Source organism: Candidatus Methanoperedens nitratireducens, from assembly GCF_000685155.1.
Classification (GTDB): domain Archaea; phylum Halobacteriota; class Methanosarcinia; order Methanosarcinales; family Methanoperedenaceae; genus Methanoperedens; species Methanoperedens nitratireducens.
Genome location: NZ_JMIY01000007.1, coordinates 227,178 through 236,940 on the forward strand (window position 1 = coordinate 227,178; position 9,763 = coordinate 236,940).

Here is a 9,763-nt window from a genome sequence, read left to right on the forward strand (position 1 = left end):
CTCTTCCTTTATCTTTATGCTCTAATAAAAAGATAACAATTAATCATTCCCAAGGAGTTCGTCAAGGATTCCTCCTGATTTTCTCTCCTCAGCTTTTTCCCCCTCTACTGGCTGAGGCCCTTCTCTCTCTTCTATCTTCTCTTCTTCCCCTTTCGTTTCTCTCTCTGGTTCTTTTTCTCCCTCGCCTTTTTCTTCCTTTAAGAACCTGGTTATTCTATCAGTCAGGCCTGATATATGTGTCTCCCTTTCGATCTTGAGAATAGCCCTGGCTGCCAGGTCCATGCCTTTATCCTTTCCTGTTATCCAGATCCTGCCATTCTGCCCGATAAAGATACTGCAGCCAGTCTCGTTTTTCAGCATCGCTATCATAGAACCGCCACGGCCTATAAACCTTGGAACTTTAGAAGGTGTTACCTCGATGACACGCCCTTCTTTTATAGGTCTTAGCCTCTGGTCACTCAGGGTGAGTTCCACCTTCATATTCGCGTCAACATCCTTAACAAGGGTCAGGATAGAATCGCCGATATTGAGGTATCTGGGCATGTCCTGACTCTCGATCCTTTTAGGATATTCTGATATATGCAGCAGTCCCTCATAAGGCGACCTGATATCTACGATCCAGTTAGAAAAAGTGATCTCTTTTATAACACCGACTATCAGGTCGCCCGGTTTTGGTATATATTTACCGGATAGTGGAGCGACCCGGATACGGTTTTTAAATGATGCTATACCGAATACGGATGAGAATACCTTCCCGTTCTCAACATACGTGCCCTCATCTGCCAGTTTTGCATCATCGGACAGAAAATCACCTGGAATAACTAATGTTTTATCCATTTTATCACTTTAAGAACTTTGTTTCTGCAGAGCCTTTTGTGAGCTGATTTAATAGACTGTATAGCTCATCCTGCATCCCTGCGGGTATTGAAATAACCCCTATCCATGAGCCATCGTTCTGCCATTCCTGCTTTATCAGGTTCCCGAACTTTGCAACACTGCCGTATGCTTTTGCGGAATATTCAGGCGGAAGCTTGATTGCGATCTTTACCTCCTCAAAGCGTATCGGGATAATCGGCCTTATTGCCTTCATTGTGATATTAACCAGCTCATCCACGCTCTTCATGGGATCGATATGAATACCAGCCTCGTTCATTGCTGCTTCTATTCTGGCAGGAGGATGCGGAGCTTTTGTCTGAGGATTTATGGCATTCTGGGCAATAACCGTGATTACCTGCTTCTTCTTATCCTCCTGTATTTTCTTTTTCTGCTCTGTAGTAAGTTGAAGATCACCTTCACGGATGATCTTTTCTGCAATCTTAATTGCATCTGTAGTTCCGAATGCATTGATGGTATCCTGCTCAGCCGGCCTATCCCCGCTCTTTGCATCAGAGAACACATCTTCAACTGCCAATATATTCTCAACTTTTACAGGGTCGCCTCTTCTAAGAGCCAGTGCTCCATCAGGATCTACAAAAACCTCAAACGTCTTGCCGTGGGTCTTAAGCCGTGCGATTATGGACTCATCGAGGGTGACCATACCGATTCACTCTTCTTTTTTCTTCTCCTTCCCTTTTCCCTTTGCTTCTGAGGCATGCATCTTTATAACCCTATCAACATATTTCTCGACTTCATCATTTTCGAGTTTTCTGAATTTTTTGGTCGCAAGATCGATCACTCCGATCTCGATGGTTGAAGCATTGAATACACCCTCTGAGGTACTGTGAAGGGCATCAAGTCCGAGGATAATAGCATCTTCTAATTTAATATCATCAGTATATTTTTTCTCGAAGACTTCCATCGTTTCTGTCCTTCCTGAGCCTATACCTGTGGCTTTGTACTCAAGTAATGCTCCACTTGGGTCGGTCTCAAACAGCCGCGCCCTGCTGTCATCAACCCCTGCTATAAGAAGCGCGGTTCCGAACGGTCTTACGCCGCCGTACTGTGTATATGTCTGTTTAAAGTCGCATATTTTCTTGGACAGTACCTCGACACCTATTGGCTCATCATATGTAACCTTGTTAATCTGGGCTTCAACACGGGCACGGTCGATCAGCGCCCTTGCATCAGCGACTAACCCCGATGTTGCTGCCCCTATATGGTCATCTATCTGGAATATCTTCTCTATAGATTCTGCTTCAAGGAGTTTGCTTGTAACCCGCTTGTCCACTAATAGAGCCACTCCATCTGTTGCTTTCACTCCTACTGCTGTTGTTCCCCGTTTTACTGCCTCTCGTGCATACTCTACCTGAAACAACCTTCCATCAGGGCTGAATACTGTTATCGCCCTGTCATATCCCATCTGTGGTGCCATTTGCATTATATCATCTCCTGGATATCAAAAATGTAATTCCTATATATTTGTGTTCTAACAATTTTTATTCTCACATTAAGAGGGTCTCTGGGAATATATCAATTTCGTTTTTATATGATTGATTTTACTCCGCCAATATGCTGTTCATGTTTGTTAATTCTCTACTCTCTTCTCTCTTTCGAGACTCTTTATTGAGCAGCTTCTGTATAAACTTTTCCATTGCTCCTTTAATAGTGCCTGATATCCCGAGCACCAGAATTGAGACCCGGATCCCTCTAATTTTAGTTATGCAGGCAAGCGCTGCTCTTGTTTCCATAGTTTTCTCCTTTGCGCAGCGAATAATCCCGTATCTCCCATCGTAGGATAGAAGCCCTGCATTGATCTCGCTGCCCCCCGTATCGCCAAAGAGCGAGCATATCGAGTCCATGATCTCCCTTGATAGCTCAGACCTGGTTATTGTTTTCTCAGATGTAACCTCAAATGCGATGTATCGTTTTTTTTCTCGTAAGGTGGGAAGAGAACTCATACTATCTCAATGCCCTCCTGTATATACTCAGGGCTTTTTCGTCCCAGAATCCAGAGAGGAACTGCGCTCATGGCCTCAGCAGCCTCTTTTTCGGTCATACCAAAGAGGCTTGCAAGCGCTGCCATCTCTCTTGGTGAGCGAAGGTCGTAATGTGAATAAGGACTACCCGTCAGGATCATCTTTAAATCATACTTTCGTGCATACTTCAGGTTTGTTCTCATTATCCTCAACTCCCTGATACGTGCTTCTCCTCTCATGTGAATAATAGAGCCTGTGTTAAAACCAATGACTATAGAGTTATCACCTGCCATTCTTGCAATGATATGATTGAATCTCACTGGTTGCAAAAGGATATCAAGCCCTGCTGTTTCTACAGCCGCCCGATTGATCTCCTCGTTCTCACCTTTAACGATCAATATATCTTTGCTCCCTCTGTATTTTTTAATCTCATCCCTGAGTCTTGAGGGTTTGGATGATATCTCAACTGCACCATATATTGAAAAATCCTCTGGTATATTGCCCATATCCAGTTCATCTATCTTTGAGTTGGCTATGGCGATCCCGGAATACCCATATCTTTTCGCCTGTAATGCAAATCTGGTGATTGAATCAGGGCTTTCGGAAACCAGATGGACATCAAAATCATAGAACCTGGTATCAAACAGTGACATTCTCTGGCTTAATTGTTGAGGTATATTTTATAGGTATTGTCGTACTGCTTTTATAGTCTTATTTTTTGTTAGTATGTTATACCGTTCCACCAGATATTAATATGTTTTAAAAACATATATTTTGTGCTTACCCTGAGACCACCCGCCAATTCACCCGTCCCGAAATTTTTATATAGAATTACAAACAATGAGAACTCCTCGTACAAGCCTGGAGTTTGTACATACTATTAAAAATCAGATAAAATCAAACAATAAGATTTTAACGGAGGTTATTTATGGCAGGACAATTAGCAGGACAGCCTATCCTGATTTTAAGAGAAGGCAGTCAGAGAACAAGAGGTAGAGAAGCACAGAGCAACAATATCATGGCTGCAAAAGCAGTCGCGGCCGCAGTAAGAACAACCCTTGGACCAAGAGGCATGGACAAGATGCTTGTAGATTCACTCGGGGACATCGTAATCACAAACGACGGTGCCACCATTCTTAAGGAAATGGACATCGAGCACCCTGCAGCCAAGATGATAGTCGAGGTCTCAAAGACCCAGGACGACGAGGTCGGGGACGGAACAACAACAGCAGCAGTTCTTGCAGGTGAACTCCTCAAGAACGCAGAGGAACTTCTGGACCAGAACGTGCATCCAACCGTAATCGCAAACGGATACAGGCTTGCATCAATAAAAGCAAAAGAGATCCTTGCGACCCTTGCAATGGACGTGCGCCCGGATAACAGGGATTTACTGGTTAAAATAGCCTCAACTGCAATAACAGGAAAAGGAGCTGAGTCATCCAAAGAGGCTTTTGCCAGCCTTGCTGTGAGTGCAGTACTGGCCGTCGTAAATACCGAGAACGGTAAGAACACTGTTGATGTTGATGACATCAAAGTCGAGAAGAAAGTGGGCGGAAGCGTGGAAGGATCACAATTGATAGAAGGCATGGTAATAGATAAAGAGCGGGTTCATACAAACATGCCAAAGAGAGTAAAGGACGCAAAGATCCTCCTTCTCAATGAAGCCCTTGAGATCAAAAAGACAGAAGTGGATGCTGAGATATCAATAAAATCACCCGATCAGCTCCAGTTGTTCCTTGACCAGGAGGAGCAGATGCTGCACGACATGGTCAACAAGATCGTCGCAAGCGGTGCAAATATCGTGTTTGTGCAGAAAGGAATCGATGATATTGCACAGCACTACCTTGCAAAGGCAGGTATCTATGCTGCACGGCGTGTCAAGAAGAGCGATATGGAGAAGCTTGCACGCGCAACGGGTGCCAAGATACTCACAAGCCTGAAGGAGATCAATGAATCGGATCTCGGAAAGGCAGGACTGGTTGAGGAGAAAAAGATAGGCGAGGAGGCAATGACGTACGTCACAGAATGCCATAATCCCAAGGCGGTCTCGATCATCCTCCGCGGCGGAACTGAGCATGTGGTGGATGAGGCAGAGCGGGCACTGCATGATGCACTGCGTGTCGTCGGGGTTACGATAGAGGATGGAAAGCTTGTTGCAGGTGGAGGTTCGCCTGAGATCGAACTGGCACTGAGATTGAGGGAGTATTCAGCAACGTTGACAGGCAGGGAGCAGCTTGCAGTGGGCAAGTTCGCTGAGGCGCTTGAGATCATACCGAGATCTCTTGCTGAGAATGCAGGTCTTGATACTATCAATATGCTTGTTGATATGAGAAGCCAGCATGAGAGAGGCAATAAGACGGCAGGGCTTAATGTGTTCAAAGGTCAGGTCGTGGACATGCTGGAGGAGGGCGTGGTTGAGCCTCTCAGGGTTAAGATGCAGGCAATAGATTCTGCTACTGAGGCAGCGACCATGATCCTGAGGATCGATGATGTGCTATCAAGTAAGTCCGCACCTGGAGGAATGCCGCCAGGAGGACCGGGAGGCATGGGCGGAATGGGTGGAATGGGCGGAATGGAAGGAATGGAATAAACAGAAAATGGATAAAGCCTATAGTTGCGCCATTGAAAGGCCACACGTATGCCCGGAGGGCATACGTGGATTCTGCTCAGGGTTCTATTGATGGATATTCTTGATACCTCTACGCACACAAAAGAAGAATCAGTCAGGATTCTCTCAGAAGAACTGGAAAAATACCCCATTTTAATATTTACCGGGCCGCAGGGAGGTGGAAAAACAACCCTGGCTATCCAGATGCTCTCAGAGAATACTGGAGCTATGTTTGAAGGGAGGGCGCGTTCAGCCCAGCCTGTGGTACTTATCAGGAAAGATTTTGTTGAAAGAATGAAAGGGGAGCTCTACGAAAAGAGAAAGCTTCCGATCTTTGAAGGCGATGAGCCTGTATTTGTCGATGTTTCGATCTACGACCAGGTTAAATTGCTGGTCGAGAGCATATTCGATGTGATGGAGCTTGGAGAGCCTGAGTTAATCAAGCAGATATCGTTATTGACCCAGAAATTAGGCGCGGTACCAAAAGCAATTGAACTTACAGCCAGTGATGAGGAACTCATAAAAAGGAGACTTGCACGCCACCTTGATGCAAAAGAGCGGCTTTCTACCTTAATTGAAAAAGAGAAGAAGTACGGGATAGAATCAAACCTGCTGGGCATTCAGGGAGCAAAGATCACTGATATCTTAAAGCGCGATGGTGTGGCAGATTATTCAGAGGATCAGATCTCAAGGACGATCAAGGATTTTGACAGGATAATCCCCACAATGGATATGTCCCTGGTTGATTGCTTGATAATGATGATCGAAATCTCAAACAACGAGAATAAAGAGAGCGGTTTTATTGTACTTCACACGGATGAAGGTGAGAATATCATAAGCGACCTTGTTGTGGGAAAACATACCAATTCCCTCATCGGCGTCACGCTCCTTGAGATATATGTGGGCTTCAGGCAGAACAGGTCTCTTTACCGTGCATACAAGCATGAAAAGGATGGAAAACTTGAGGTCATTCACTCATATACTCCGACTCTTCAGGAGATGGAGTTCATGACAAATCCATGGACTCCGCCATGCGCTGATAATCCGATAATGTCATCTGCTGATGCTGCAGCAGCAGAGAGGTTTGATATCATGGTGTCTGTGGTTGAAGCTGACGGGAAAGTGGAGTCATCGAGTAAGAAGAGGAAAAAAGAGCTTGAAGAGATTGTTTCTGATATGATGGAAATAGAAGAATAAACTACCATAATCACCCCATCGCTCACTACTATGCTCAAGTTTCCGTCGTGACCGGGGACGTCACATCACGATAAGGCCACTTCTGGTTCACTTGCTGTTTTATGTTTCGAGGCACGCCAGTCACTACTCCCGACCGAGGTCGGAGGCATCAACGCACATGCTCGATGGTTTATTCCGTTGTTGGTTTACACTATTTCAGTGTTTTAATTCAGGCGCAGAAATTCAATAGAGAAACAAATGTTTGGAGTAAGCAGCTTGTCGTTAAGCCGTCTGCTCCATATTTGATTTTTCAGCAACAGCAACATATTCTGCAAATGATTTTGATTCTGGAATAGGTAATTTATCCTCCAATAATCCCTTTATATGCATTTCAATAGCTTCATACATATTCTTTTCAGCTTCTTCGCGAGTGGCGCCTGTAGCCACGCATCCCGGTAAATCCGGCGAATATGCTGAATAGTTATTATTTACCTTTTCGATCACTACAAGGAACCGATACATTTTCACTTCACCTTCTTCAATTGAGCTTGCTTTAATATACTGTTTAATGTTCCTGCCGACAAATCATCACTTGGATGACCTGCGATTGTTACTCTGCCTGGTTTGGTTGGATGCTTATATTGTTGATGACTGCCTTTTGTAGTAACAAGATACCAACCGTCGGCTTTTAGCAATTTTATGATTTCACGTATTTTCATTGTAATCTGTATTTATGTATATTTAACCATAACTCGATGTACTTTATAATTTTATGCTTTTTATATTCTTTCCTATTCGCACCTGAATTTTAGCTTTTCATGTGGAGTTCTGGCTTTCCATCGCCAGTCAGGAGCATGAATCCGAGCGCGGAGAGGTAGAGTAAAGAGGAGGTCTTTCAACCTCCGCCTCCTCATCAAACTGCACGGACGGATTTCCCGTATGCAGCTTTCGTCTGGCTTTTCCCTTTGCAAGATAGACTCAATTCTGATCAAATAGCAATGGCTAAAGAACTTGGGATGAATCCAAAGAAGTTTGGAAGTTTAGCACCTAACAAATCAGAACCATGGAAGGGACCTTTGGGGGAATTCATCGAAGAATGTTATTGGAAAAGATTCAAAAAACGAGAGCTATTTAAAGATTAAAGCCTACAAGCGGTCACTCGCCGCCATCCCTGCCATGATCACCCCATCGCTCACTACTCTGCTCAAGTTTCCGTCGTGACTGGGGACGTCACATCACGATAAGGCCACTTCTGGTTCACTTGCTGTTCAGGGCTGTGGTTTACGATACTTGGAACTCCGCACCATGCTTCACAGCATCGCACTTCCCGTTCTCTTCATTCGAGAGCAGACTCGAATGGTGGGATTTCAACCCCAGAGACATTTTGTTATTATTTTCTGATGTCTTATTTGTCATACCTTCTCTCTTATGTTTTGAGGCACGCCAGTAACGGACACCGAAATAAATTTCGATGCATCATTGCCCATGCTCGATACTTTTGCATCTTCTGATGGTTTCCTGTTCTTTATGTTTCTTTTCAGGCGCAGAATTATCTATCACAACAACTTTTCAAATTCTTCCACAGTAAGCCCGGCAGCTTTAATCAAGTGCCTTAACAATCCTGGTTTTAATTCCTTATGCTTTGGAACAGATAACGTTACCTTAGATCCTTCTTTCCTTAGAACCACATGACTACCTACCTGGCGATGAGGAATCCAGCCGACCTTGGAAAATGCCTTGATGGCTTCAATTCCTGAAATTATTGGGAGTTTGGGCATCAGGCAACCACATCAATTACTTGAGTTGAGGGCTTTGTCAAATACGACTTAATTTCATCTTCAGCAAGGGATTCAAGGCATGCCTGTATAGCTTCTTTGATGTTTTCCAGAGCCTCTTCTACTGTTTCCCCCTGTGAAAAACAGCCAGGAAGGCTTGGACAGCTAACGACATAGCCTCCAACTTCTTCGTCTTTTTCTAGGACGACTTTAAAACGCATACCATTCTTTATTAAAGTTTATGTTTAAATTCCTTATGCTTGTTGATATTTTAACTTGAACAGTAGTTGGCAATGTACGTAAATATAGGATCATTTTCAAACATTTTAAAACTGATAAAGTCTTTTTTGTAGTTAAAGTAATTAGCCTCAAAGTTTAGCTTTAGTTTGCGTGATCAGTTGCAGCATATAGTAAACTCACCGCAAAGGACGCAAAGTTCGCAAAGGAATTTGCGGCTACTCTTTGTGTTCTTTGCGCTCTGGTATGAAAAAGTCCGTTACCGATACTTTTTCATGTTCATTTATGAACAACAGTTCATGGCTAACTTTGCGGTGTTTAATCTAATCAATCCACAGAATATTTCAGAAGACTGCGGATATTTGAGCCTCCTATAATGGCTATAATTCACGGTTAGTTACTATATATACAAGCAAATTATAACAATAAATAGAGTATTTCTACTTTGCCAACTACTGTTTAAGGGTACAGGGCTTGTTAGCGTTTTTTGCCTATTAAGCTTTTTCGCCGCTAGTAAAGTTCTGGGTAGAAATGTATTTTTCAACCACTTCCCAGCCCTGCCCAACCGAGCCATGATAGCAACAAGGAACCCAGAGATGATCTTCAAATCTTTAAAAGTCGGCGCAGGGCTTCAATGTGGGGCGACTATAAAGGTACGCTGCAAGCCTTACCCACCTGGCTTGCCATTTCCTTCGAAGTCACCTGCACCAGATAATGTTACGTGTATGATCTCATATAAGTAAGACGCAAAGAGACGTTATCACGATAAACATAGTTAAGAAATCCTTATTGTAGCCTCTGTGTTCTCTGTACCTGGTATGAAAAAGTTCAACTATATAGCATCTTAGACTCAGATGTGGTTGAGCTAATATAACAACGAACTGGTACAAACTCGATACGAACTCGGGCTGATGAGTTCGTACCAGTTCGGTGCGACAAGAAAGCTATGCTATGAATTGCCAACGAGCTACCCCTTCCATCTGGGGTAATCTTACCGGGATGTGCTTTTGCAGTAATGCAGAGGTGCAAAGCTCCTGGGACAATGTGAAGACATCTAAAAATCCAATTTAGACAATTTGCTAAGATAAGGATGTCATGGAGAAGTTAAAATG

General features: G+C 43.8%; 12 protein-coding genes. 3 read left to right on the forward strand and 9 right to left on the reverse strand.

Annotated features, from left to right (window positions below; all coding sequences use genetic code 11):
* Positions 1 to 39 precede the first annotated feature (39 nt).
* The 5 genes from rrp4 to ANME2D_RS13150 form a co-directional block, all read right to left on the reverse strand.
* Positions 40 to 837, reverse strand: coding sequence for an exosome complex RNA-binding protein Rrp4 (rrp4, locus tag ANME2D_RS13130; protein ID WP_048092561.1), 798 nt, complete (start codon positions 835 to 837; stop codon positions 40 to 42).
* Positions 838 to 841: 4 nt separating this feature from the next.
* A complete protein-coding gene (locus ANME2D_RS13135) occupies positions 842 to 1,537 on the reverse strand; it encodes a ribosome assembly factor SBDS (RefSeq protein ID WP_048092563.1) in 696 nt (231 codons plus the stop codon).
* A gap of 6 nt (positions 1,538 to 1,543) precedes the next feature.
* Positions 1,544 to 2,317, reverse strand: a complete 774-nt coding sequence (gene psmA, locus ANME2D_RS13140) for an archaeal proteasome endopeptidase complex subunit alpha (protein ID WP_048092565.1) — start codon at positions 2,315 to 2,317, stop codon at positions 1,544 to 1,546.
* A 118-nt stretch (positions 2,318 to 2,435) separates the two neighbouring features.
* Positions 2,436 to 2,837: an Rpp14/Pop5 family protein gene (locus ANME2D_RS13145; RefSeq protein WP_048092567.1), complete on the reverse strand. Its 402-nt coding sequence runs from the start codon at positions 2,835 to 2,837 to the stop codon at positions 2,436 to 2,438.
* Complete coding sequence (locus ANME2D_RS13150; RefSeq protein ID WP_052368928.1) at positions 2,834 to 3,508, reverse strand: RNase P subunit p30 family protein; 675 nt, start codon at positions 3,506 to 3,508, stop codon at positions 2,834 to 2,836. The genes ANME2D_RS13145 and ANME2D_RS13150 overlap by 4 nt, the downstream gene beginning before the upstream one ends.
* 275 nt (positions 3,509 to 3,783) lie before the next feature.
* Between ANME2D_RS13150 and thsB the strand changes: the two genes are divergently transcribed.
* Positions 3,784 to 5,445: a thermosome subunit beta gene (gene thsB / locus ANME2D_RS13155; RefSeq protein WP_048092569.1), complete on the forward strand. Its 1,662-nt coding sequence runs from the start codon at positions 3,784 to 3,786 to the stop codon at positions 5,443 to 5,445.
* 48 nt (positions 5,446 to 5,493) lie between these two features.
* Complete coding sequence (locus ANME2D_RS13160) at positions 5,494 to 6,660, forward strand: hypothetical protein (protein WP_157834125.1); 1,167 nt, start codon at positions 5,494 to 5,496, stop codon at positions 6,658 to 6,660.
* A gap of 261 nt (positions 6,661 to 6,921) precedes the next feature.
* Here ANME2D_RS13160 and ANME2D_RS13165 read toward each other — a convergent pair whose 3' ends face one another.
* Both ANME2D_RS13165 and ANME2D_RS13170 read right to left on the reverse strand, forming a co-directional pair.
* Entirely contained in the window at positions 6,922 to 7,161 is a 240-nt protein-coding gene (locus tag ANME2D_RS13165) for a type II toxin-antitoxin system HicB family antitoxin (protein ID WP_048092575.1), read from the reverse strand.
* A 2-nt stretch (positions 7,162 to 7,163) separates the two neighbouring features.
* Positions 7,164 to 7,358 carry a type II toxin-antitoxin system HicA family toxin gene (locus ANME2D_RS13170; protein ID WP_048092578.1) on the reverse strand — a complete coding sequence of 65 codons (195 nt, stop codon included), beginning with the start codon at positions 7,356 to 7,358 and terminating at the stop codon, positions 7,164 to 7,166.
* A 279-nt stretch (positions 7,359 to 7,637) separates the two neighbouring features.
* Between ANME2D_RS13170 and ANME2D_RS18490 the strand changes: the two genes are divergently transcribed.
* Entirely contained in the window at positions 7,638 to 7,781 is a 144-nt protein-coding gene (locus ANME2D_RS18490) for a hypothetical protein (RefSeq protein WP_198527434.1), read from the forward strand.
* 414 nt (positions 7,782 to 8,195) lie between these two features.
* On the opposite strand, the gene ANME2D_RS13175 is transcribed toward ANME2D_RS18490, so the two are convergent.
* Positions 8,196 to 8,417 carry a type II toxin-antitoxin system HicA family toxin gene (locus ANME2D_RS13175; protein WP_048092580.1) on the reverse strand — a complete coding sequence of 74 codons (222 nt, stop codon included), beginning with the start codon at positions 8,415 to 8,417 and terminating at the stop codon, positions 8,196 to 8,198.
* A complete protein-coding gene (locus ANME2D_RS13180; protein ID WP_048092582.1) occupies positions 8,417 to 8,635 on the reverse strand; it encodes a type II toxin-antitoxin system HicB family antitoxin in 219 nt (72 codons plus the stop codon). Before ANME2D_RS13180 ends, ANME2D_RS13175 begins: the two co-directional genes overlap by 1 nt.
* Positions 8,636 to 9,763 lie beyond the last annotated feature (1,128 nt).